Source organism: Kiritimatiellaceae bacterium, from assembly GCA_013141415.1.
In the GTDB taxonomy this organism is placed as follows: Bacteria; Verrucomicrobiota; Kiritimatiellia; order Kiritimatiellales; family Tichowtungiaceae; genus Tichowtungia.
The window spans coordinates 239,134-264,544 of sequence record JABFQY010000005.1; the positions used below are offsets into that span (position 1 = coordinate 239,134).

Below are 25,411 nucleotides of genomic sequence, written 5' to 3' on the forward strand. Positions count from 1 at the left end.
GGCTGGTTAGTAGGTGGCGCTGGTGCCAACGGGATTTAGGGTGATCGTATAACTACCGATAGTCAGTCCAGCCTGATTAGTCACGCCGCCGCTGATATAGTCGGCAATATTTGTCCAGACCACGGCTGTGCCGACGGCCTTATTGTTAATGATGGCCCATTGATCTTTAGCAGCATTTACAGCGGCGACGTTGACCGCTCTCATATTGGTTTCTGTGGATACGCGCGAATTAATAAAAGAGGGGATGCCGATGGCTGCGATCAGGCCGATGATTGCCACAACAATTAGAACTTCAATTAGGGTAAATGCCTTTTTCATATTAAACTCCTCCGGCAGACAATGGAGCATACTTTATGCCGGATAGACAGGTAAAAAATCAGGAAGGCTACTCGTTGTTGAGATAACTGGCTTTAATTTTCATTGTTCCAACATCAATTTTTTCACTCCCAACAGTCAGTGCATCGATGTGGGAAATGTTGAGTGCAGAGAGCAGGTTGCTTTGGCCCGGCGTGCCCGTAGATAGTGGGGTGTCTATCGTTGCATTCATGGCTCCGCAGACGGTTCCGAATGGCAGCGTAAGTTGGCCTTTTGCTTTTTCAACATCGGTTACATTCCGGTCTTTTGCCGCCTGAGAGGCTTTATTAGAGGCGTTTAGAATGGAAACCACCGCAATGGCAGACATCATCCCGATGATAGTGGTTACAATGACGATTTCGATCAAAGTGAACCCTGCTTTGTTTTGTTGTCGCATAGGGGGACACTTTAGAAGAATTGTGTTTTTGTCAACGGAATATCTGTCACATATCGTGAAAATAATGAACTGGCGGAGATTTGGTGTGTCCGTTAAAACATCTGGCATGAAACGAAAATCCAATTCTATTTTATGGGTGCTGGGCGTAGCCGGATGGACGACTCTTTTTTTTCTACCCATTCTGCACGGTGAATTTCTTCACTGGGATGATCAGGCGCTATTTGTTGAGAATCCGTACTTTCGTGGATTAGGCCCATCACATTGGCAGTGGATGTGCACAACGTTTCTGCTGGGGCACTGGCAACCGTTGAGCTGGTTGAGTTATGCGGTGGATTACAAAATCTGGGCAATGAATCCGCAAGGATGGCATGCAACCAATTTGTTACTGCACTCAGTGAATGCCGTGCTGGTTTATCTGTCGTGTCTGTCTTTTTTCGGCGGACGGAAAGAGCAATCCCGCATGGCCGCCGCACTTGCCGCACTTTTCTGGGCTATTCATCCGCTTCGAGGGGAGCCTGTGGCGTGGCTGGCGACTCGCGGATATCTGTTGTGCACAACGTTTTGTTTGTTGACCTTGTTGCTTTATTTGCGAGCGGTTGGCCGGAGCCGCTATCCACTGGCAGCTTTGCTTTGTTTCGCGCTGGCGTCCGGAACCAAAGGGATTGGCATGATGCTTCCTCCGGTTCTTCTATTGGTCGACTGGGTTCTGCTCCGGCGAGTTACTTCCGTGCGTACAGCATGTTCCTGTACGATTGAAAAAATTCCGTTCTTTGGAATCTCCTTGCTAACCGGTCTTGCAGCATTCTGGTCCAAGCACTTGCATGGGGGCATGGCCTCTGTTGAACAATACGGATTGCGCGAACGTTTTGGTCAAGCGATCTACGGAATTTGGTTTTATCTGCTAAAAACTATCACGCCACACAACCTTTCGCCTCTTTACTACCAGCGGCCCGAAGCGGGCCCAGTGATGGTTGCGCTGGTGCTGGCGGTGACGACGGTTATTTTCCTTTTCTTGTTTCGGCGGAATTTTCGTCCTGTGATTTTTGCGCTGAGTGCATTTCTGCTGCTGGTTTTTCCAATGCTAGGATTTACTCAAAGCGGTGCACAAATGGTTGCTGACCGCTTTACATATCTGGCGGCCGTTCCGTTTTCTGTTTTGCTGGCTGTCGGCCTGAACCGGTTGACGGCTTTTCGCCGAACGGTTTTCACTGCGTTGGCAGTTCTGCTAATAATTTTTGGTGTACAAACCTTTATTTGGTCCGGTGTCTGGTCGGATAGCCTGTTGCTTTGGCACCATTCCGCGACAGCGGGCGGAGGAGATGCCCGGGCATATAACGGGATGGGACAGGCATTGATGGATCGTAAGGCTTATACAAAATCTATTGAGTGTTTTGATCAAGCGTTGCGCCTGAAGCCGAATTACGCGGCCGCGTTGCAGAACCGGGCGTTAGCCAGAATCGAAACAGGGGAATATCGGAAAGCGTTCGAAGATGTAGGTGCGGCGCTATCCATGGAAGGGCTTTCAAAAGTTGATCAGGTTAAAATGCGTTTGGGGCAAGGGCGAATTGCCGAACATCTCGGGCTTACGGATCAAGTTTTAGTTGCTTATTCTGCAGTGATTGACGATCCGGCGGTTGATCCGTTTTGGAAGATACAGGCATTACAGATGCGTGCCCGGATATATCTGGAACGAGGTCATTTGGCTCAAGGCCGACTGGACTTGGAGGCCGTTTTGCGACTGCCGGATCCGACGGACGAATATCAGAGCAGGGTTCGCCGGGTACTTGCCGAACTAAAAAAAATCCCCGAAGAATAAATCTCCGGGGATTTTGTCAAAGCGGGCTACGAATTAGTAGGAGGCTTTGGTGGTCATGGTGCCGATGTCAATTGTGTCGCTACCGACGTTCAGGTCGGTCAGACCGCTGATACGCAGGATCGCCAGAATGTTGCTAGCTCCGGTAGAACCGGTGGTAATGGCCGTGCTGTTATCTGCACCCATTGAACCTGTAACGGTACCGGCTGGCAGAGTCAGCTGACCCTTGGCTTTTTCAACGTCAGCAACGTTGCGGGCTTTGGTTTTCTGCTGAGCATTCGAGTATGCGCCCAAGATAGACGGGATACCGATAGCGGCCAATAGACCGATGATCGCGACAACGATCATAATTTCAACCAGAGTGAACCCTTTTTTATTCGTCTTCTTCATTTTTATTCCCTTTATTTTCATTTTTATTTCTCAGCCGCCGGCTTTTTGTTTCGTGACTTTAATGCGTTTGTATCGTGTACCGGTTTAAAATTCTCATGGCACATATATAAGCAATAGACATACCAAAAACTTCTAACATCCTATGCGTCTAGTATGCATCTGAAAATCGGATTGGCAACTCCTTTTTCTTAAACATCTTATGAGGGTATTACACTATGGCCTGAACATATTGTAGAGGCATTCCCAATGCTATAAAAAGTTATGTTTCTGAGAACGTGCACTTCCATTATGTTTGTGGACGCTGATGACGCATTGGGTAAAAACTAAAAAACCCAGAGACTTGCGATCTCTGGGTTTTTTAGCAGGCTACGAATTAGTAGGAAGCTTTGGTGGTCATGGTGCCGATGGTAATTGTATCGCTACCGACGTTCAGGTCGGTCAGGCTGCTGATGCGCAGGATCGCCAGAATGTTGCTAGCTCCGGTAGAACCGGTGGTAATGGCTGTGCTGTTATCTGCACCCATTGAACCTGTAACGGTACCGGCTGGCAGAGTCAGTTGACCCTTGGCTTTTTCAACGTCAGCAACGTTGCGGGCTTTGGTTTTCTGCTGAGCATTCGAGTATGCGCCCAAGATGGACGGAATACCGATAGCGGCCAACAGACCGATGATCGCGACAACGATCATAATTTCGACCAGAGTGAAACCTTTTTTATTCGTCTTCTTCATTTTTATTCCCTTTATTTTTGTTTTTTGTTTCTCATTCGCCGGCTTTCTATTTCGTGATATCAGGAGTTTGTTTTGGGTAGCCGGTTAAAATTTATTAATGGAAATCGCTCGCTTCAACGCACAGAAGTTTAGCTGGTAAATTGTTTGTTGCAATAAACTTGTATAAAAAAGCATGTCAGGATTTCAGCCACGGCGGTTGTCAGGGAAATCCCTTTGCGCCAGTTTTACTTTTTTAAATCGGAAGGAAGTTTGCGATAGAGAGTCGCCAGGCTGATGCCCAATTCATTGGCCGCTTTTTCTTTGTCACCGTTTACGCTTTCGATCGTTCTCTGAAGAAACTCTTTTTCCTTATCATGCAGGAATGTTTTCAACGATTTGCCTTTAAACTGTTCATGGCGGCTGGTGATGACGCCGGACTTAAGACCTTCTTCGACCGTGTTGACGATTTTTGCGGGTAGAGTGTCCTTGGTGATACTTCCGTGTTGCGTGAAGGCGAGAGCGTGTTGAATCGTGTTTTCCAGTTCACGTACGTTGCCGGGCCAGTTGTAGTTATCGAGAACGCTCTGAGCCCCATGATCAATCGCCGGGACATCCGCATCGGGACCAAGTTCGCGCCGCATAATGTGGTCAACCAGCGGAAGAATATCTTCGGGGCGGTTACGTAACGGGGGGATATCGATGCTGATCACACTGAGGCGGTAGTAAAGGTCTTCGCGAAACTTGCCCTGTTCGATGAGAGTTTCTAGTTTTTCATTGGAGGCAGCAATGATTCTGACATCTACTTCGGTGTGGTCAGAGCCTCCGACCTTGCGGATTTTTTTATCCTGCAGAACGCGCAGTAGTTTGGACTGGATTTCGAGTGGCATGGCACTGATTTCATCGAGGAAAAGGGTTCCTCCGTGCGTGGTTTCAAACAGTCCGGCCTTTGTTGCGGTTGCGCCGGTAAATGAGCCTTTGACGTGACCGAACATTTCAGATTCCATTAACGCCGCCGGCAGAGCCGCACAATTGACGGCCATGAACGTTGCGTCTTTTCGGGGGCTGTAGTGGTGCAACGCACGAGCAACAAGTTCTTTGCCGGTACCGCTTTCACCGTAAATCAGCACCGTGGTGGAAGTGGGGGCCACTCGCTCAATCATACCGCATACTTTGCGCATACCCGGGCTTTCAGCCACGATTCCGCCCATCTGTTCCTTGTGTTCCAGCCGGGCTTTAAGATCTTTGTTTTCAGTGATAGCATGGTGATATTCGAGAGCCCGCTGAACCGTCAGCACCAATTCATCGAGCTTGAAGGGCTTGGTGATGTAGTCGAATGCACCTTCTTTCATGGCCTCGACCGCTGTGGCAACCGTGCCATAGGCTGTGAGCATGATAACGCCCATATCGGGCCACGCTGACCCTGCTTTGCGAAGAAGTTCCATTCCGTTGATCGGGGTCATGTTAATATCAGAAATCATCAGGTCAAACCGTTCGGTCTGAAGCAATTGCAACGCTTTTTCTCCATTGCTGGCCGGAGTGGCATCATATCCCTGCCCAACAAGTATTTTATTAAGCAGGTTTAAGATGGTCGGTTCGTCGTCTACGATGAGTATTCGGGGCATAGGCCATTCCGTTTCTTTTATTGACGGGCTGAAGTTATCATTTTCGAGAATGCCCGTCCATAGGTAATTTTTCATTCACAAATTGCCGAAGCCGTTCAAAAATAGGCGGTCTATTGTCGGCTTTTCGTGTCCTGATCAATATCCATTTGGATTAGATCCCTGACGTCTTTCGGTGAAAATTCAGCATAATCAAGAAAGTTCTGAATGACTTTATCCATTCGAACCGATTCCATGACAATTTGATGACATAGCTCTTCACGTTCTTTAGCTGCAGCGGCTTCGTCGCCGCTTTTCAGGTTAATTTGAAGGAGCTGCACCGTGCCGGAAATTCCGGTAAGAGGCGTGCGAATTTGATGAGCCATTTCTTTGGCCATATTGGCCGCGGCTTTAATGCGCTCAAGCTGGCGGGTTTGGCCTTGCAGCCTAAGGAAATGAGAAAGGTCGTTAAAATTGAGAATACGGGTATCTACCAGTCCACCTGCGCTTGTACCGGCATGCGGAACGGCCTCAGACGGCAGGGTAAGCCGCTCGTCTTCAATGCTGACCGGGAAAACAGACCCGTCCGCCCGGCGGAAATAATCCGAGGCGCCTCGCAGATCGGTATCTCCGCTTTTTAGATCAGATGGTTTTAAGTGAATTGAGGCAAGTGCCTTGCCGGTCAGCTCGGCTTCATCGCGGCTCAATAAAACGCAAGCGCGGTCGTTTGCCATCAGAATCCGGTCGTCGGCATCCAGCAGCAGAAGACCGGTTTTGACATTTTTGAAAATGATCTTGGTTATGTCCCGGAATTGTTTTTCTTTTTTACTGATATAGTCGCACCGGCGGGAGACGTAGGCGCTGGCGATGCCGAAGAAGATAAAAATGGCAATGCGCAACGCCATGGCCCCTGAGGTATCAATGAGTTCCTGCGCGGCGGTTTCGGCCGGGTACTGAACCAGAATGTTTTGAGACATCAGCAGGATTACCAGCGTATAGGAAATAATGGCAAGAATAGTAATCTGAATGGTCTGTTTTAGCGGTAGAATAATGCCGGCCGAAAGAATGATCAGAGGATACAGCAGAATCAGGAAGTCGTTTTGGAGGCCGCCGGCGAAATAAACCAGACCGGAGACGAATACCAGATCTACCAGAAACTGCAACGGGGCCAGCCGCCGCATCCGGTCTTGGTTGCGCATCCAGAGCGAGTAGGGGATGGTGATGATGTATGCAAAGGCGATGAATGCGTAAAACGCGATGCTGTCTTGGCGCAGTATGAAAGACAGGACAATAAGAAATCCGCTGATGGTGACCAGGCGTGCTCCGAGCAGGCCCATCATAGTCGTCCATGGCACAGCCCGAATATCTTCCTCCTGCCGGATATTTTTCATAGCGGAATTTTTCCTACATCACCACTTCGGTCATCTTGAAAATCGGCATAAACATGGCCAGCACGATTCCGCCGATCATCACCCCGATCACAACCATCAGCAGAGGCTCGAGCATTGAGGTGAGGCCTTCGAGCATGGTGTCGACTTCTTCCTGATAAAACTGGGACAGCTTGGTGAGCATTTCTTCCATTTTGCCGGTTTGTTCCCCGGCAGAAAGCATATGGATGAGCATGCTGGGAAACTCTTTATTGCTTTTGAGTGTTTCGGAGATGGTTTTCCCCTGTTCGACACTGGCGCGCGCGTCCAAAATCGCCTTGCCAATCACTTTGTTGCCGGTGGCCACGCCGACGATAGACATGGCTTGAATAATCGGCACGCCACTCGACATCAGTTGAGCGAAGGTTGATGCGAAGCGTGTGATGGCGATTTTCCGGGCCAGTTTTCCGAGCAGTGGAAACCGCAACCGGACGGCGTCCACTACGTAGCCGCCCCTTTCAGTTCTAACGTAGCGGCGCAGGCTGTAGATTGAGACGCCGATGGCGGATAGAACGATGTACCAGTAATCGCGGATAAAGTTGCTGGTATTCAGAAGCATTTGTGTCGGACCGGGCAGTTTGGCGCCGAATCCGGCAAACATCTTAGCGAATGTCGGCACGATACCGACGATCAGGCCGACCGAAATGATCAGTGCTACGCAGATAACAACCGTCGGGTACATCATGGCGGACTTCACTTTGGCGCGCAATCGATTGGAAGCTTCCAAAAAAGTGGCCACGCGTTCGCAGGTTTCCGCCAGCATACCACCCGTTTCACCGGCACGCATCATGTTAACGTAAAGCTCATCGAAAATCTGCGGGTATTCGCTCAGCGAATCGGAATACATAGAGCCGCCCTCAACATTCACCCGTACTCCGGCAAGCACCGCACGGAAGTTTTTACTTTCGGTCTGTTCCTCCAGCGCAACGATGGATTGCACCAGCGGCATCCCCGACGAGAGCATTGCCGCCATTTGGCGGGAGTACATTGGAACCTCCTTCAGCCGGATTTTCCGGGAGCCGCTCACTTTTTTACTTACTGTTTTTTTTGCAGTTGCCATAACAAGTTCCTGATTACCCAGTGGTTACTCTCAAAATTTCATCAATCGTTGTTATTCCGTCGCGCACCCGGGAAAGGCCGGTTTCCCGCAAGCTCTTCATGCCGTTACGGACAGCCACTTCCCGCAGGGCGCTCGCCTCTGATGTTTCGAGAATCTTCGCCCGGAGTTCATCGTTCAGCAGCAAAATTTCCATGATTGCACCGCGGCCCTTATAGCCCAGTCCGCTGCACTTCGGGCACCCTTTGGCGGCGAAAAAGGTGGTGTCCTTAAACTGGTCTGGATCGAGACGATTGAAACTCAGCGTTTTTTCCGGAATTTGAATGGCCTGTTTGCAGAAAGGGCAGAGTTTGCGGTAAAGACGTTGCGCCTGCGTCATCACCAGCGATGACGAAAGCATGAACGGCTCGATGCCCATGTATGCCATACGGGCAATCGCGCCGGCGGCATCGTTGGTGTGTAGCGTGCTGATCACCAAATGTCCCGTCAATGCGGCCTGTACCGCGATGGAGGCGGTTTCGTTGTCGCGAATTTCACCGATCATCACAATATCGGGATCCTGACGCAGAATGGAACGTAAGCCGGCGGCGAACGTCAGGCCGACTTCGGGGCGCGCCTGAACCTGGTTGATTCCCTGAAGCTGATATTCTACCGGGTCTTCCACGGTGATGATATTCACATCCTCGGTGTTCAACTCCTGCAACGCCGAATAAAGAGTCGTTGTTTTGCCGGAACCGGTCGGGCCGGTGACCAGCAACATGCCGTGCGGTTTGGCAATGGCGAATTTCAGATCCTCCAGAGCCTTTTGCTCCAGACCAAGTGACTCCAGATTGGGGGCGAGCGCGGTTTTGTCCAGAATACGCATCACGATTTTCTCGCCGTGTACGGTCGGTAGATAACTGATGCGTAAATCCACCTCTTTGCCCAGCGCCTTGATCTTAAAACGGCCGTCCTGCGGAATGCGCCGTTCTGCAATGTCGAGGTTCGACATGATTTTGATACGCGACGAGATCGCCGATTGGACACTTTTAGGCGGACTGGGGTTTTCGTAAAGCACACCATCCACACGGTAACGAAGACGAATCTTATTTTCCATCGGCTCAATGTGGATGTCGCTGGCGTGTTTACGGAGAGCTTCGATCAGAATCGAATTGACGATGCGCACAACCGGAGCATCCGAGGCGCTTTCCAGCATTTCTTCGAGATTGTCTGCGCTGGTTGCGTCGCGACCGACTTCCAGCTCACTGTCGTCCTCCATGTCTTTGAGGATGTCCTCTAGCCCGATCGACCCATCCTTTGCCGAGACATCCAGTACGCCAAGGATATCCCGCGGGTCGGCAATCACCGAAAATATCTGATACTCGATCTGCGTCTTGAGGTTTTCAATCCCCATAATATTGAAGGGGTCTCCCGTGGCGACGGTGAGCAGTTTGCCGGTTTTGCACAGGGGCAGCATTTTCAGCTGCGCCCAGGTTGCGCGCGGCAGCATTTCAACCAGCGACCGGTCGACTTGAAAGCCATCGAGACTGATCGGCGTCATTTCCAGATACTCAGCCTTGGCCAGCAGCAGCACCGGCGCGGGCACTGCGCCCTGCGTAACCAGCACTTCTTCGAGCGGGATTCCGGTTTTTTCGGACTCGGCCCTGGCTGTCTTTATTGCTTCTTCCGGAACCGGGAAGCGGTCAAAGAGAATCCCTGTCAGAGTTCTGTAGGCTTTATCGCTCATAATTTTACTTCGCAATTGTTGTCGCAGCAGAAACGGTGCCAAGTACGCGGCTACGATAGACTTTCCAATCATTGGAAACAAGCAGGGAGATGACGGAGAATTGAAATAACGGGGTGGCAGGATGTGTTCCGGCACTCCGTCCTAACTGCAATGTTCCAAACAATGTAAAAAATAGCGGTGCATCATCGGCACAAGTCGTGCTTTAATGCGGGGCGTCGTTTAATTGATGCAGGAGAACTCATGAGCGAATCGACTGGTGCGAGAGAAGACCTTCAGCAGACTGCCGCCATGCTTGAGCAGATCCTTGAGGTGATGCCCGATGATCTTTTCACATTGCGCGCGCTCTACGAAACATTGCTTAAACTCGAACGGCCCGAACAGGCTCTCAATTGCCTGAAGCGGTTAGATGACGCTGCGCGTGCCGTACAGAATGGCGAAGTCATCTCGTTTATTATTGAAGAGTACGAATCCGTCGCCGATGAAATGCCAGAGCTTCGCAAGCGGATTGAGAGGTTACAGGAACTGCAACTGGTCTCTGATCTGATGGCCGGGACGGTAGCAATTCCCAATTTGCCTGCCGGGCGAAAAGTCAGTGGTATTGAAGCCGAAATGGCACTGGCTTGGGATCTGTTTCAGGATGAGCAGCTTTCTCAGGAGGAATATTCCAATGTATTGCATGACCTTACTGAAATGTCCTCGCGCGATGTGAGCGTTCCGGTGACCGTTCTGCATATTTTGCACGACCGCAACTTCAGCCGGTTCGACCGGCTGATGACACACCTCTGCCAGAAGAGCGGTATGCCGATCATGGCAATCGGGCAGTTCAGTGAGCGCGAAGAATTGAGGGATGTGCTTCCTCTGGAGTTTATCATCCATCACGGCGCATTACCGTTTGCAGGGGTGGGCGACGACCTCCTGCTGGCAGTGCTTAACCCGCTGGACAAAGATCTGGTTCGCCGCGCGGGCGACTTGTCAGGCCGACGCTGCCACGCCTATCTGGTGTCCCCGCAGGAGTATGACCAGCGGTTGGCCCAGATTAAGAAAGCGCTGGCGGGTTGATCACGGTTTTTTTGGAGTAAATCGTTCTCCAGGTGCGAGTCGGCGGGTTTCTCCGTTGCATCTGACAAGCACGTTGCTGGCTGTTATTTCGAGAACGCGCGCGCCGTTGACAACAGAACCGATCTTTACCACCTGACCGTTAATAACTGCCCGTGAGCCTCGGTTTGCGCTGAGGATCACGCCTTGACACAGTATGGTCTCCTCCGGTTTAGCCGGAACTGCTTTTTCAAAAAAGGATTGCAGGCCGCTGAATTTACTTTTTTGGATTGGTTTTTTACTAAGGACAGCGGGGATCCCAGTAGTTGAAGTCCGGACCAGGCGGGCGCAGAAGAAAAATCCTCCGGCAGCCGAAGCAAACAAAAGAACAAGTAGAGACCGTTTAAGCCACGCTGGAGTGCTTTTCAAGGGAGCTTTTTCTTTCTCAGGGATTGAATTCACGATGTCTTTTCTCAATTGCCGGAAAAAATACCCTCCGCCTCAGGCTGAAGCGAACTATTTTGTGAGGGGAATGGCGTTCAATGCTATTGGTCTGAAAGAAAGTTAATCGTGGCACATGCGATGCTTTATATGATAGGGTAAAAGACACAGACAAAAATATCAGGCTTTTTGGAGAAGCAATAGGGCATTATGAATCATTATACAAACAGACAGGGAATGACGCTGGTGGAAACCCTGCTGATGGCGACCATCATAACTGTGTTAGCCGCATTTATCATCCCAGTAATTAATGTGGCTATTCGTAGCCGCGAGAATGCCGAATGCGCCCGCAAGTTGCGCACAGCGGTTCTGGCGTTCGAATCCTACGCAGCCGAGATCAGAAGCTATCCGGCAGACACAACTCCCGGGGTGATTCCGCCGGAGATGGCCAATTATTATTTTCCGTATTACAAAATAGACTGGTGGGGCGACCCCGCCGAACTGGGCGGGCAGTGGGACTGGGATAACGGCTATCATTTTGCTCTTTCGGTTTCAATTGCCGAGCCGACCAAACCATCGGCGCAGATGATAGAGTTTGACCGCCTGATAGATGACGGGAATCTCAGTTCAGGAAACTTCCGTCAAGTTGGCACACAGTATCACTATATTATTCAGCAGTGACCTCTATGAAAAAAAAACATTCCAAATCCGGCGCTACATTGATCGAAGTGTTGATTGCGGTTATGTTGATCGCAGTTGCTGCCGTGGTGATCTGCACAGGCATTTTTTATTCCTATAAAACAGTCATGCGGTCCCGCGCACGTCTTGATGCCCAAGGTATAGCTTTTGACAAACTCTGGGAGATATATAACCAGCCTCTTGACGTGATCGAGTACATGGCCTCGGCGTATAATACCGACCCGACAAGCACGTCCACACCTCCGGGAAGCGTTTTTTCAGATCAAGGATTTATCCAATGGGCGGTTGAGCCGGATCCGGATCCGGATGTCAAATATTGGAAAATCACGGTGCAGGTATGGGCCCCCAGCAACAGCCCGCTGTTTTCCGTGATTGGTGCGGATGGCACCGTGATCGCCGTCAGCCCTGAGCCTGTTGCAGAATATCAGGTGTTACGTTACGCGGTGGAGCGCTGATATGAAAATGCAGAAAAAACGGGGATTTACTTTGGTGGAGGTTTTGTTGGCCACGGCCATTTCTGTCATGGTGTTTGCCGCAATGGGAGCGCTACTAACCCGTTCTTTTACCCTCTGGATGAATGCCATGGCGAATTGGAAGCTTGCACAGCACGCGCGGGTTGCAAGGGCGCGCCTTTTGGACGGCGGGTTTGGTTCGGGAACCGGCTGGCTGTCATCTACAAATGTAATCGTTGCGAGCGCTTCCGGAGAAGCGTACGTCCAATATTATCCATTAAAAAGCAGTGGGGCCTTTTATAGTTATGGGTGGACCAATTCCGCCGCCGGGAAAGATATTCGGTTGCGTAGCGGAAGTTCCGTGTGGGCTGTGGGTCAGAATGTGGCGGCTACGAACTATGTCGGCGACGTTGATGTGGAGATGTTCAGGCTGACAGCGGTAACCAACCAAATAATTACGGCCACCTACCAACTGCGTCTTTCGGTGATGGGCAAGACGTTTACTCAGCCCTGTACGGTGAAGGCTTACCTGATCAATTAGGAACGAGGTGTTCTATGGATAAAATCGGTAAATATGACAACAAAGGCTTTGTTCTGACCGCTGTGATGATGCTTCTGCTGATCGGGTTGCTGGTGGCGGGGGCTTTTACAATTTCTGCGCGGCAGACCTTACGAACCGTTGATCGCTGGCGGGCCTATGATGAATGTCAGCTGGCGGCGCAGACGGCCTTGGAAAAGATTAAATGGAATTTATACAATGAGGTGGAGTCTGGTGCTGACGGTCTGGAGTTTTCATGGACCAATGCCATATGGATTCAGGTTCACGCTCGTGACTTTAGCACGAATGGCACAGTGGCATCTATTGTTTCTGACGCGGATCCAGCCGATCGTCTGTATTCCACTGCATACATTACCGGAACTGTAACAAACGGCACGGTTTACGGTGCTTTTGAAGAGCAGGTTATCTACGTTACCAATCGGGTAGTAGCCTCGGTCGGGGGGGTAACACGATCGTTTGAGGAGACCGTAAAGTTTGTTCTCTCTAAAACCTCTGTATTTAATAACGCTTATTTCATCAATAACTACGGCTGGTTCGAGGGCGTCGATATGGTTTTGAACGGAGATATCCGCTCGAATTTCAATATCAAATTGAATTCAACGGCACTCGTGGTGAACGGGGCCTCAATGGCCGGATGGACAAACATAGTGAGCAAAACCCCGAAAAACTGGACATGGACTGCTTACGGGACAAATACCGGACACTCTTATTTTCGCCCTGCTTTCAATGTTGATTTTAACAAAAACAATTCCGCCAGCGTGTGGTCGAACGGATACAATTACATTTCGACTGGAGTGGTTCGGTCAAACAATGTCAAAAAACTAAAAATGCCATACATTGGCAATCTGGAAGAATATAAGAATTATGCACAGGAACAAGGGGGCACAATATCCAACAATTCCGGACTGGTTGTGGCTGCTGTATTCAATGGAATCGGGCCCAGTGGCTACTCGAACATCATAGATCGGATCGGGTTGAATGGGTACACAAATGGTGTGGATCGAGGATGTTTGGTTTTAGTTGGAACAACGAACAACCCGATTCGTCTAAACGGGCCGGTTGTCATAAACAGCGATCTTATCATCAAAGGCTACTATACAGGGCGCGGAACCATTTATGCCGGTCGTAATATCCACGTCATTAGCAACCTTGTAGCAATCAACCCACCCGTGTGGCTGCATCCGGACTCCGTGACAAATTTTAACAGCACAACACTTTCAAACAACATGACAAGGGACTTTATGGGACTGTGCGCCAAAGGATCCATCATTCTTGGTGACTATACGGACAGCGGATTCCTCTCTGCTGTTGCAACCTATCTACAACCTTCTTTTACAACCGAGTATCCGGTGTCAGCAACAGATAAAGATATCGGCTACGTCTCTTCGTACAGGAACGGAACGAACTACTTCAACGGAAACTATACCCTTACCTATGGAAGTAAAGTCGGTTCGTTGGAGACAAACAGCGTGGCACGCAAGTATTACGAATCCAGTATTTCAGATGCAAAACTAAGGTCTCTATCGCCACAGCTTTCCCTCACATGGATTGACGCTGTATTGTATGACAATCATCTGATTGCAGGCAAACTTGGGGCGTCCGGCACAAATACCATGATTAACGGGGCGCTTATTTGCCGTGATGAAGCGTTGTCGCTGACAACGGGCAGCAGGGTTTATATAAACTGGGATGCCAGAATGGCTTTTCCTGAACAATTCAAGTCTCATTTGCCCATGAAGCTGTCGCAAGCCGAGACCATTCTTTGGAGGGAGGTTCCGGCACCATGAAGATGATCCATCTGCTTATATCTGGCGTTACACTCCTGTGGGCATTGCCGTTGATGGCATTCCTGCCTCCCGACGCCCCGTTTCGAAAAAATGAAATTGTTCAGCAAAGGGTGCGTGCAAGGGCGGAATACGAACAACAGCAGGCGGACTATCAAAAAGCCAAGATAGCCAGTCGCGTCCGAATAGCCGCCGCCATGAAAAAGCCGCCATGGATGCGCGCGGGCAAAACGGAAGTGAAGGGCGCGACCTCTGAAATATCACTTGAAACTGAGCGCGCGCCGCAAATAAATCATCGCTTTTTGGTGTCCGGCATGCTTTTAATTCTACTAGGTGCGGTTGCTGGTTGGGTTCGGCATGCGACAAGAGAGACCGACGAATAAAGTTTTTTAAATATGAATTTCAAACTAAAGCCATCCAGTGGAAAAGAACAGGGTCGGCGACCGGCCAACCTGCTGGCGCTCGACTTCGCCACCACCGGCGTTAAGGCCGTTCGGCTGAAAAAAAATAAAGATCATATTGCGCTGGCCGCCGCCGACATTCTGCCGCCCTGCGGCCCGAATGCGGAAGAAAGGCCTGCGCTGCCCAAACCGCTGGCCGCCTATTACGCCGCGCTGTGCGCCACCATGGATAATGTGATGCTGCGCGTGTTTGCCCAGACGATACCGGAAGAGGAAGACATCGAGGCGCTTGTGCGCGAAAATCTCAGTGTTTCAGCCGATTACCGTGTTGGCGGGCTGGTGCTTTCTCGCGCCCGAGGTAAGCGCGACAGCACGTTGTTAGGCGTGGCGGTTCCTGAAAAAACAGTCCAGCATTATCTGGAAATTTTTGCCAGCGGTGCGCCGGCACCGCATTCGCTGGAACTGTCCGGTCTGGCGGCACTTTCCGCCTTTTTGTATAACTATGGCGCGCAAACTGAAAACCAGACTGTTTGCGTTATTGAAACCGGAGCAAGCCACACCTATGCCGCCTTCCTGCACCGCAACCAGCTTCAGCTCATAAATCGTTTTGACGTTGGCGGCGATGCGCTGTTGCGGCAGGTTCAGCTTTCGCTGGGTGTGGATGCCGAAATGGCCGGCACCATTCTTGCCGGAGGTGCAGTGGATATTTCGTCCCCGATCCGGCAAGTGCTCACTCCTTTTACCCGGCAACTTTCAATTTATCGTGAGTTTGTCGAACGACAGAGCAAAGGCACGCTCTCGGCAGTTTATATTTCGGGCGGGCTCGCCTCGTCGCCCCGCTGGCAGACAGCCATCAAAGAAGTGCTTGGCTTTGTTCCTCAGGTTTGGAATCCGTTCGAAAAAATTGAAATTCTGCCCGGGGCCTTTCCAGAGAAATTGAAAGGTCAGGAACCTCGTTTTGCTGCAGCTGTCGGCGTGGCACTCGCGGGAATGGAGGCCATATGAGCCTGCAGGTCAACCTCCTCAAAAAAGCGGAACGGCGCTATCAGGGCATCGTCAGCATGAAAGTGATGGCGCTCGGTTCAATCAGCGTGCTGGCTAGCATCACCATTCTTGTTTTCCTGCTGGCAGGCATTTCCAAAATGACACTTAATTCCAATCTGGATCGCGCCCGGCACGAGTGGGAGCGGCTCGATCCGCAGGCGGCAGTGATCCGTAGCGGCGAGTCAGCCATCACGGCCAACAGAAAAACTCTGTTGGAGCTCAATGCTTGGGCCACGGGGGATCATCCCTCTATGTTTAACATTTTGCTGGCGGTGCAGAGTCAGGTTCCGGCGCAGATGTCGCTGGAAAATCTGTATGTCGGTCTGGATCAGGTTTCTGATACCAACTCTGCCAGTTCCTACGTTCTCCGGCTTAGCGGTCGCGCGCAGGGTGAGCTGACAGCCGTTGATGCCAAGCGTCGGCTTAACTCCAGTGCCGGATTGCGCAGTTTCTGCGGTGAAGTCAAACTGGTTTCCTCTCAGCGCGAGTCCGGCGAAATCTGGCTGTTTTCACTGGAAGGCCGGCGTCCGGCGGGAGGTGTCAGATAATGAACTGGTCCGCCCTCACCAAAAAACAGCAGCAGATGGTTGTTGCCACGTTCGTGCTTGCGGTTGTGCAGATTGTTCTGATGATCCACTTTCTCGGCTGGACCAAACCCGCCTCGGCGCGCGGCGGTTCCGCAAAAAGAGAATTAATTAAGCTGGAGACGATGCTTGCTGATGCGCGCGACATTCTGAGTCGCGAGAATGTAATTCAGCGCGAACTGGCCTTGAGTATTTCGAAGCTGGAGGCGTTGGCGGTTCATGCGCCCACTATGTCTGACCGCTATGCCTGGGTCTATGAGTATGTTTCGCGCTGCGCCACGCTGGCCGGGGTTGAGCTGGATAATCTCGAAGAAACGATCCTTGCGGACGACGACAAAAAAAATGCCGCTATCCGGCCATACGAGATCAGCATTTCCACGCGGTGCGGCTATAACAGTCTCGTAGAATTTCTCTGGCGGCTTGAGAAAGACAACCCTTTGCTGCGAATCAAAGAAGTAACAGTCTCAGCGATTCCTGACCAGCCCCAGGCCCATCAGATACGGATTGTCATCCAATGGCCGTCTTCGATGAAAATCGAAAAGGGGGCGCAATGAACAACCGCTTTCCGATTCTTTTGTTGACCGGCTTTTGTCTGACCGTCCTTGCTCAGGACGATTCCGTTACAGCCGCCAGCTCGCCAACCGGCATGACCGTTTCGGTTGAAAACTCTGTTCAGCCTTCCGACTCTGCGGTGTCGGCGCCCGAATCCGCAGATCCGAAAAAAGAAACAGCCGGTGAATGGGTGCAGGAGCCTCTCAGAGACCCGTTCTGGCCGATCGGTTTTTTTCCGCAGAATTGGCAAAAGAAGGCGAATGTCCAGAGCGTATCTGATCTTGGCGGCGCTGGCTGGAAAGCGGCCTCTGCAAAAATCCGGATCAGCGGAACCAGCCGTTTAGGCGGTCGAACCGCAGCAATAATTAACGGCGATCTCAAGATCGCTGGCGATCCGATTGAGGTTCTACACGAAGGTAAAACATATCAGTGGAAAATCGACGGAATTAATGCCGCCGGGCAAATTCAATTGAAAAGACTGGGAATCAGATAAAAGGCAGGAGCAGATCTATGAAAACAAAAACAGCCGTGATCATTGCGGTGTTGATGCTGACCGGTGTGATTTTGGCGCAGAACACGGCCCAGATATTCAGCGAACTGAAGGCCAAAGAAGTTGCAGCTCCGACTGTGTCCCCGGAAGCCGCGCCTCAAGAAGCTCCTGCGCCGGTCAGCCGTGAGCCTGTCGAACCGGCTCCTGTTGTCGCGGAGACAGCTCCTGCGATAGTAGTTCCCGCCGCCGTGGAAGTCGTTCCTGCAGTCGTAGTTCCCGCCGCACCTGTAGAGTCAGTCGAAACGATTGCCGCCGTAGCCGAACCGTCGATTGGCGGAACCATTAAGGGCGGACTGATCTCGGTCAGCCTCAAGGATGTCGAACTCAGCAGCGTCATCCGGATTTTCGCAACGCTTTCCGACGCGAACATCATTGTTCCCACCTTTGAAGGTACCGTCGGAACAGTCAAGGTGGATGTTAATCTTAAGGATGTGGAGTGGAAACCCGCCCTGCAGGCCATTCTGGAGACGCAGGGTCTGGAGCTCTACGAGAAGACTCCCGGCTCTTCAGTTTACAGCGTCCGGAAAAAACCGACTGATGCACCCGTGCTGATGAATGTCCGGACGTTTAAGCTGGACTATGCATCTGTGTCCAACGTTAACGATATGATCAGGAACATGGTGCCGAAAGAAGGGAAGATATCCATTTTCCCCAGCCGCAATACGATTGTGGTGCAGAGCACCCCTGAAAATCTGCTGGAGATTCAATCTATGATTGCCGCAGTGGATCTGCCGCGCCAGCAGGTGTTTATTGAAGCCAAATTTCTGGAACTCACCGACGGTGCATCCAAGCAGCTGGGAATTGACTGGGCGATGCTGGGCGGCGAAAACGGAGGGTACGGAATATCGGGAAGCGGAATCGGCGGAGATTACAGCAGAAATAACACGTTGACCGATAGTCGCTACACGGATATTGCCGGCAGACCGTATGAAAATGTGCCGACAACAGTCTCAGATCTTCCGGCCCGTCCGGGCAGTTTTGGCGCGGATGAGACACGTGTATTCGGTATCACACCGACAACTCTCGGCATCGACTCGACCACAAAGGCTTTGGGGGCGACTCTAAAGGCGGACGACTTCAAGCTGGTGCTGGCGGCACTGAAAGAAATTAACGGGATCAAGGTTGTATCCAATCCGAAAATTATCGTGGCGAATGAGGAAACCGCCCAGATATACATCGGTCAGAAAGAGCCGAACATCAAGCAGGCAACCACTCAGGCGCAACAGGCGGACGCCGTCACAACCTATAATCTGGATCCGGAAAGACCGTTCTTTGAATACGGCATCAAGCTGGATGTGACGCCATTGGTTAATACCGCCAGCAATATCACGGTGGCCATTAAACCTTCGCTGTCGCGCTTTGTGCGCAACAAAACCGTTGGAAACGGCGGCACCATCAACAGTTTTCCTGTTACCGATGAAAAAACCATTAAAACGATTTTCTCATTGGAAAGCGGACAAACCGCCGCCATCGGCGGACTGACGGAGCTGACATCAAATGATGTGGAGCGGAAAATTCCTCTACTGGGAAGTCTCCCGCTGATCGGACGGCTTTTCGACTACAGCAACAAAAAGAACGAGCAAAAAGAAACGGTTATTTTTGTGACTGTCGGGCTGGCTAATCCGGCCAACATTAACATGGAAACCGGGTTGCCGCAGGACTCTACGCTGGCAATGCGCTATGACGCCACTTCACGCGCGGATCGTCAGATCAAGGCGGAAGGGCAGAAGCTACTCCAGACTCAGGAAGCGGAACGGGCGAAAGAGTCGATTCAGAAGATGCAGAACACAGAACAGAAACGGCTTCAGAAACAGAAATAAGGTGCATTGAGCGGGAAGTTGTCGGGCCGGTTACGGCAGACACGAGGACATCCCGAAAAAATAGGCGGATGAATTATGAAAAAGACGCTGTTATTGACCCTTATTACCGGATTCCTTTTGGTAGCCGGACTTTCCGGTTATCTGGTTTCGCACCGCACAGGCTCTACCAACGCCGAAAAGCCGGAAGCGGCTACCGTTTTAAATTCCAGCGCACCGGCGACTTCAAATTCTTTGGAACAGGTACCCGTCGCGCCGGTACGCGAAATCACTGCAGCAGATCTCAGTCAGCCGGAAGCCGTTGTGCAGGTGGTTTCCGCGTCGGGCGATCGTTTCCAGCCGATCCATGAGACGCAGATTCTCGACCGGCGAATTACGACCATTTCCAAAGACCGGAAAAAACGCGAATTGCTGGTTAAGGCGGACGGGAAATATCCCTTCCATCGAGTTGAAGAAATTCTGGTGAAGAACGAGAATGCAGATACCTACACTGTTTTTTCCCGCACGGAAATGGTGGCGAATCATGTTCTGGTAAAGTTGCAGGATGGTAAAAATGCAGACGATTTGCGGGCCATGCTGAAGGGGTACGGGGTTTCTATTCTTCGCGAGCTGTCGCTTCCCGGCCACTATATCGTCAGTCTGAAAGCGCCGACGCTGGATGCGGTTCCGGAAGCTCTTTCTGTTTTTTCCAGAGAAACCGGCGTGCTGGTCTATGTCGAGCCGGATTATATTTCGCGAATCTCCGCTGTGCCCAATGATTCGCGCTGGGGCGATCTGTGGGGCATGGTCAAAATCAATGCCACCGGCGCGTGGGATACCGCCACCGGCAGTACCAATGTAGTTGTAGCCGTGATTGATACCGGTATTGATCTGACTCATCCCGATCTGGTTGCCAACCTTTGGAGAAACATGTCCGAAGTAAATGGAATAACCGGTTTGGACGACGACGGGAACGGAAGGGTTGACGATATTTACGGCTGGGATTTTGCGAACGACGACAATACTCCTGCCGACGACAACAGTCATGGAACCCATTGCGCCGGTACGGTGGGCGCTGTCGGGAACAACAGTTTGGGCGTGGTGGGGGTTTGCTGGAAAGTTCGCCTGATGGCTTTGAAGGCCGGGAGTGCGGCTGGTGTGCTGATGGATTCAGATATTGCGGAAGCTATCCGTTATGCCTCGGATAAGAAAGTAAACGTTATTTCCGCATCGTTCGGCGGCGGCGGCGCGAGCGATACAATGCGTGACGCGATCACTTATGCCAACGGCAAAGGCGTCCTGTTTGTGGCGGCGGCAGGAAATTCCGGTTCAGATAACGACTCCACGCCCGTTTATCCAGCCAGTTACGACATTCCCAATATAGTGGCAGTGGGTGCTACCGATCAGAACGATGTGCTGGCGTCTTTCTCCTGCTACGGAAAAACCTCGGTGGACTTAGTGGCTCCAGGTGTGAATATTTACAGCACCGTCCCCAATGGAAATTTTGGTTCGGATCAGGGAACTTCCATGGCGACACCTCATGTGGCGGGTGCGGCGGCGCTGCTGCTGAGTTCAAAACCATCACTCACGCCTTTACAGCTTAAAGCCGCGCTGTTGAACACCGTTGACAGCCTTCCGGCGCTGGCGGCCAAAACGGTTTCCGGCGGGCGGTTGAATGTCAAAAAACTGATCGCGCTTCAGGATTCGGACGGCGACGGAATGCCGGATGAATGGGAAATTGCGAACGGGTTGAATCAAAACGACCCGTCGGACGCCATACTTGATCCGGACAACGACCATCTGAACAACCGGGCGGAATACGAAAACCGCTGTACTCCGCATAATGCCGACACAGACGGTGACAGCCTCTTCGATGGCTGGGAAGTTACCTACGGGTTCAGCCCGAATTCGCCGACGGGAAGTTTAGCCGTAGCGTCCACGGTGGGTGGTTTCAATACAGCAGGCGATGCCAAAAATATCGCAGTAGATGGAAGCTATGCCTATGTGGCCGATGGGGCCAATGGACTGGTTATTCTGAATATCGCCGACCCGAAAAATCCGGTGCAGGTTGGTTGGTATGATCATTCAGGAGTAGGAACCGCAAATGATGTTGCTGTAAGTAACGGATACGCTTACGTGGCTGACGGAGCCAACGGACTGGTGATCGTCAATGTGTCCACACCGTCTGCGCCCGCTCTGGCGGGATGGACCAATACAGTTGGCACTGCTGAAGGGGTAGCCGTTCAAGGCAATTACGTCTATCTTGCGGATGGCATCAACGAACTGGTTGTGTTTGACGTTTCAAATCCAGCTTCGATCCAGCAAAAGGGAAAAAGCTACACGATCCGAAATATGCATGATGTTTATGCCCGTGGAAGCCACGCTTATATCGCGATGTTTGAAGACGTGAAGCGATATGTTGTGAGTCCTCCCGTTTCTTTGAACATACTTTCCGATAAGGCGGCTTACCCTAACGGATTCACGGGATGGACTCTGACCGGTGTTCACGGAAGCGGGTCAATTATTGCTGCCGTAGCGGGTGTCAACGGCGTGAAAATCATGAACACCAATCTGGTTGTTCTTGGAAGTTATGACACCGAAGGATCCGCCGCAGGCGTTTTTGTTAGTGGTAATTCTGTTTATGTCGCTGACGGAACCAACGGACTGGTTGTGCTGAATATTTACAATTCAACAAATCTGGTGCTCGCGGCCCATGTCTCGACGGCGGGGTCTGCTTCCGGAGTTTTTGTGAGCGGCGGATACACCTATGTCACCGAAGGAACCACAGGTGTTGAAATATTTTCCATTCTGCCCGATTCAGACGGAGACGGTCTGCTGGACAGCTGGGAAATTTCCTATTTTGAAAATCTCGGCCAGAGTGCAACCAATGATTATGACGGTGACGGTATAACGGAGCGGGGCGAATATCTTGCCGGACTCAATCCGAAAAATGCCGATCAGGATGCCGACGGCCTTACTGATGGAACGCAGGAAGTCCGCCTTTATAACACCGATCCCCGCAAGGTTGATACGGACGGCGACGGCCTTGTAGACGGTAATGACGGCTTTGTTCCTGTGACGACGTATCCTGCCGGAGTGGATGCAAACACAAACCTTTTTGTGGATGGCGAGCTTGATTTTGGAACTGATCCGCTTGATTCCGACACCGATCACGACGGCATGAATGACGGCTGGGAAGTCCGTTACCACTTGAATCCTCGCGTTCCCGGCGGAGCTGGCGATACAGATTCCGACGGTTTGACTGACGTTCAGGAATCGCAAAACAACACCGACCCCGGCAATCGTGACACGGACGGTGACGGAATGTGGGACGGCTGGGAAGTATTGCACGGCTTGAACCCGAACGATCCATCAGATGCGGCTTTGGATCCGGACAGCGACGGGCTGACCAATTTGCAGGAATATAATCTCGGCACCGATCCGAGAAACAATGACACCGACGGGGATGGAATGCCGGACGGCTGGGAATACACCTATCGTCCGACGCTGAACCCGACCAACAGTCTGGATGTCTCCTTGGATCCGGATGGCGACGGGCTGGTTAACCGAGATGAGTACAGCAACAATTGTAATCCGACCAATCGAAACACGGACGTTGACGGAATGCCGGACGGCTGGGAAGTGAATAACGGTCTGCTGGCGTCGTCGGCCACCGGCGCAAACGGCGCTTCCGGGGATCCGGACAGTGACGGGCTTTTGAATCTTCAGGAATACAGCCTTTGCTCCAACAGTCTCTGGTCGGTTGTCTATACCAGCGTTACCGGCGCGCCTTCTTCGTTTTCCTTCACTAACACGACGCCCAGCGGAATGCCCGGTTCGACCCATCCGAACAAGCGTGACAGCGACGGAGACGGTTTAGATGATTACTGGGAAGTCACCACGAATGCCGCCATCAACAACCTCTACATCACCAATCCGAATAATCCGGATACGGATGGCGACGGTTTTTCGGATGGATGGGAAGTCGGTCACGGATTTAAACCTTTGGAAATCGAAAATCCGGTGGAGACAGACCGTGACGGCGACGGACTGACAGACAAGCAGGAAATTGATCTGGGAACCCAGCCGTACAATTCCCGCGATCCTGTTTTTGTGGATGATAATGCGGAGAACGATCCGGCAGAAATGGATCCTCAGACAAGCGACCCTCTTGAAAACGGAACATGGGGCACCAATTCGGTAACACGTCATCCGTTTGACTCCATTCAGAAAGCGATTAATACCAATGTGACCGTGGATGGTATGACCATTCTGATTGCCGACGGCACCTATTGGGGCGAGGGGAATTATAATATTGATACACACGGCAAGGCCATCACCATCAAGTCGTGGAGCAATAATCCCTCTACAGTCATTATCAACAGTGCTGGAGCCGGGCCGGTGTTTACCATGAACAGCGGAGAGACGACGAATACGGTGATAAAGGGTCTTGGCATCACCGTTACTATAAACCCCTGTTCAGATGACTGTGACGCCGAATCCGGGATTATTTTAAGCAATGCCAGTCCACGGATCGAAAACTGTACTATCTATGGTTGTGCGCTGGACGGGATTCGTGGTGAAAGAAATTCCAGCCCGGTCATTCAGAACTGCACGATTTCTAATGTCTTGAACGGTGTCTGGTGTACAGGCGGTTCATCTCCGCGCATCGAAAACTGCACCATCACAGATATTGGACATGGAACGGGCGGCGATTTCGGAATCGGCATTTATGTAGATGGAAGCAGTGGCGTCTATATTGGCGGAACCAACACTACCACCGTCAGTGACTGCAACGGGCGGGGCATTTCTCTTAAAGACAGTGCAAATGCCACAATTTTCAGAACGACGGTGACTAACAACAGTGGCGGGATAACCTGTGACAACAGCAGTCCGCGTATCGAGCGGTGCATGATCATGAACAATGAAGCACCCAACTATTATATCGCTTCCAATAAGACTTCGGTTGTGGCCAGACAGCTTTTCCCAAGCGATCTGGAGAGAGCCAATGACAAGACCGATGAAGACGAAAACGGCGGCGGCATTCTCCTGATGCGCGACAGTTCACCGTTCATGGTGAACTGTCTGGTGGTTGGTAATAGGACGTGGGCAGAAGACTCTGACTATTCGAAGTTGAAGTTGCGCCCGGATTTCGGTTTGGGCGGAGGATTCTATATTGGCGACGGATGTTCGCCGACCGGCGTAAACTGCACAGTTGCCGACAACCATGCCAACACGCTGGGCGGCGGGCTGACTTCGCTCGATAGACCTTTTTTCCGGAATATGATTTTCTGGGGGAATACGTTTTCGGACGCAATGATAGTTGGCAATACACGGGTCGCATCGACAAACATATACATGTTCAATCTGCATTGCCGTTCCGGAAGCATCAATATCTGGTACAGCGATATCGAAGGCCCTTGGTGGCCTAACGGTTATCCCTCGGCGGTGCTTTCAACCAATGGCAATCCGCTATTTGTCGGCGGCGGGAATTACAACTTAACGGATGGCTCGCCTTGCACTAACAAAGGAACGTTCTATCTGGCTCCGTCGCGTGACTTAGACGGGAAACAAAGATCGACGACTAATCTGTCGAATCGCATTGATATGGGTTGTTATGAATTCAACCCGGAACCGCCTTCATCGCCACTGGAAGCGGCAGAGTCTATTGCCGGCATAGCGGCTTTCGGTGGAGCAGCTCCCGATCCACTGGCAGACGATGACGGCGATGGAGTTTCGAATGGCGATGAAAAGATCGCCGGCACCGCTTACGAGGATGCTAATAGTTATTTCCGCGTCTATCATCAGCAGAGTCTGGTGGATGGATCGGTGCTGATTACATGGCAGTCTGTTTCCGACAATCTGTACACGGTTCAGTCAACCGATAATCTGATCAGTGGATCCTGGAGTAATGAGGCCGGATATACTGATAAAGTGGGAACAGGCGGCATAATGACATTCTCTGCGGTGCGGGAAGGCTCTGTCCGCTACTATCGCGTGCTGGTTTCCCAGCCGCAGTCGTTTACCATTTCCGGGAAGAACTGAA

General features: G+C 51.4%; 22 protein-coding genes. 13 read left to right on the plus strand and 9 right to left on the minus strand.

The annotated features are described in order from the left end of the window. Positions 1-6 precede the first annotated feature (6 nt). Both HOO88_08180 and HOO88_08185 read right to left on the minus strand, forming a co-directional pair. A complete protein-coding gene (locus tag HOO88_08180; GenBank protein ID NOU36732.1) occupies positions 7-318 on the minus strand; it encodes a prepilin-type N-terminal cleavage/methylation domain-containing protein in 312 nt (103 codons plus the stop codon). Positions 319-385: 67 nt separating this feature from the next. Further along, entirely contained in the window at positions 386-751 is a 366-nt protein-coding gene (locus HOO88_08185) for a prepilin-type N-terminal cleavage/methylation domain-containing protein (GenBank protein ID NOU36733.1), read from the minus strand. An 85-nt stretch (positions 752-836) separates the two neighbouring features. Between HOO88_08185 and HOO88_08190 the strand changes: the two genes are divergently transcribed. Further along, positions 837-2,567 (plus strand): tetratricopeptide repeat protein, encoded by a 1,731-nt coding sequence (locus HOO88_08190; protein ID NOU36734.1) that lies wholly within the window; start codon positions 837-839, stop codon positions 2,565-2,567. A 33-nt stretch (positions 2,568-2,600) separates the two neighbouring features. On the opposite strand, the gene HOO88_08195 is transcribed toward HOO88_08190, so the two are convergent. The 6 genes from HOO88_08195 to tadA all read right to left on the minus strand — a co-directional run bounded on the left by HOO88_08195 (position 2,601) and on the right by tadA (position 9,468). Beyond that, positions 2,601-2,975, minus strand: a complete 375-nt coding sequence (locus HOO88_08195; protein NOU36735.1) for a prepilin-type N-terminal cleavage/methylation domain-containing protein — start codon at positions 2,973-2,975, stop codon at positions 2,601-2,603. A gap of 352 nt (positions 2,976-3,327) precedes the next feature. Then, positions 3,328-3,681, minus strand: a complete 354-nt coding sequence (locus HOO88_08200; protein ID NOU36736.1) for a prepilin-type N-terminal cleavage/methylation domain-containing protein — start codon at positions 3,679-3,681, stop codon at positions 3,328-3,330. A gap of 224 nt (positions 3,682-3,905) precedes the next feature. Then, complete coding sequence (locus HOO88_08205) at positions 3,906-5,282, minus strand: sigma-54-dependent Fis family transcriptional regulator (GenBank protein NOU36737.1); 1,377 nt, start codon at positions 5,280-5,282, stop codon at positions 3,906-3,908. A gap of 110 nt (positions 5,283-5,392) precedes the next feature. Next, the gene (locus HOO88_08210; protein ID NOU36738.1) at positions 5,393-6,649 is read right to left on the minus strand and encodes a hypothetical protein; all 1,257 of its coding nucleotides are present in this window, start codon (positions 6,647-6,649) and stop codon (positions 5,393-5,395) included. A 13-nt stretch (positions 6,650-6,662) separates the two neighbouring features. Continuing rightward, positions 6,663-7,673, minus strand: coding sequence for a type II secretion system F family protein (locus HOO88_08215; GenBank protein ID NOU36739.1), 1,011 nt, complete (start codon positions 7,671-7,673; stop codon positions 6,663-6,665). An 85-nt stretch (positions 7,674-7,758) separates the two neighbouring features. Then, positions 7,759-9,468 carry a Flp pilus assembly complex ATPase component TadA gene (gene tadA, locus HOO88_08220; GenBank protein ID NOU36740.1) on the minus strand — a complete coding sequence of 570 codons (1,710 nt, stop codon included), beginning with the start codon at positions 9,466-9,468 and terminating at the stop codon, positions 7,759-7,761. Between the two features lie 240 nt (positions 9,469-9,708). On the opposite strand from tadA, the gene HOO88_08225 reads away from it, so the two are divergent. Next, entirely contained in the window at positions 9,709-10,527 is an 819-nt protein-coding gene (locus HOO88_08225) for a hypothetical protein (GenBank protein ID NOU36741.1), read from the plus strand. On the opposite strand, the gene HOO88_08230 is transcribed toward HOO88_08225, so the two are convergent. After that, positions 10,528-10,980, minus strand: a complete 453-nt coding sequence (locus tag HOO88_08230; GenBank protein ID NOU36742.1) for a hypothetical protein — start codon at positions 10,978-10,980, stop codon at positions 10,528-10,530. A 174-nt stretch (positions 10,981-11,154) separates the two neighbouring features. On the opposite strand from HOO88_08230, the gene HOO88_08235 reads away from it, so the two are divergent. The 11 genes from HOO88_08235 (at position 11,155) to HOO88_08285 (ending at position 25,410) form a co-directional block, all read left to right on the plus strand. Continuing rightward, a complete protein-coding gene (locus HOO88_08235; GenBank protein NOU36743.1) occupies positions 11,155-11,625 on the plus strand; it encodes a type II secretion system protein in 471 nt (156 codons plus the stop codon). A 5-nt stretch (positions 11,626-11,630) separates the two neighbouring features. Continuing rightward, on the plus strand, positions 11,631-12,098 hold the full coding sequence (locus HOO88_08240; protein NOU36744.1) for a type II secretion system protein: 468 nt from the start codon (positions 11,631-11,633) through the stop codon (positions 12,096-12,098). 1 nt (position 12,099) lies between these two features. Then, positions 12,100-12,636: a type II secretion system protein gene (locus HOO88_08245; GenBank protein NOU36745.1), complete on the plus strand. Its 537-nt coding sequence runs from the start codon at positions 12,100-12,102 to the stop codon at positions 12,634-12,636. 14 nt (positions 12,637-12,650) lie between these two features. Then, positions 12,651-14,441 carry a hypothetical protein gene (locus HOO88_08250; GenBank protein ID NOU36746.1) on the plus strand — a complete coding sequence of 597 codons (1,791 nt, stop codon included), beginning with the start codon at positions 12,651-12,653 and terminating at the stop codon, positions 14,439-14,441. Then, positions 14,438-14,821: a hypothetical protein gene (locus HOO88_08255; protein ID NOU36747.1), complete on the plus strand. Its 384-nt coding sequence runs from the start codon at positions 14,438-14,440 to the stop codon at positions 14,819-14,821. Before HOO88_08250 ends, HOO88_08255 begins: the two co-directional genes overlap by 4 nt. A gap of 12 nt (positions 14,822-14,833) precedes the next feature. Beyond that, positions 14,834-15,844, plus strand: coding sequence for a pilus assembly protein PilM (gene pilM, locus HOO88_08260; GenBank protein NOU36748.1), 1,011 nt, complete (start codon positions 14,834-14,836; stop codon positions 15,842-15,844). Continuing rightward, positions 15,841-16,431: a hypothetical protein gene (locus HOO88_08265; protein ID NOU36749.1), complete on the plus strand. Its 591-nt coding sequence runs from the start codon at positions 15,841-15,843 to the stop codon at positions 16,429-16,431. The genes pilM and HOO88_08265 overlap by 4 nt, the downstream gene beginning before the upstream one ends. Then, positions 16,431-17,021 (plus strand): hypothetical protein, encoded by a 591-nt coding sequence (locus tag HOO88_08270; GenBank protein NOU36750.1) that lies wholly within the window; start codon positions 16,431-16,433, stop codon positions 17,019-17,021. Before HOO88_08265 ends, HOO88_08270 begins: the two co-directional genes overlap by 1 nt. Continuing rightward, positions 17,018-17,512 carry a hypothetical protein gene (locus HOO88_08275; protein NOU36751.1) on the plus strand — a complete coding sequence of 165 codons (495 nt, stop codon included), beginning with the start codon at positions 17,018-17,020 and terminating at the stop codon, positions 17,510-17,512. Before HOO88_08270 ends, HOO88_08275 begins: the two co-directional genes overlap by 4 nt. Before the next feature lie 17 nt (positions 17,513-17,529). Then, positions 17,530-19,389 (plus strand): hypothetical protein, encoded by a 1,860-nt coding sequence (locus HOO88_08280; protein ID NOU36752.1) that lies wholly within the window; start codon positions 17,530-17,532, stop codon positions 19,387-19,389. A 75-nt stretch (positions 19,390-19,464) separates the two neighbouring features. Beyond that, complete coding sequence (locus HOO88_08285) at positions 19,465-25,410, plus strand: S8 family serine peptidase (GenBank protein ID NOU36753.1); 5,946 nt, start codon at positions 19,465-19,467, stop codon at positions 25,408-25,410. Position 25,411: the final 1 nt, after the last annotated feature.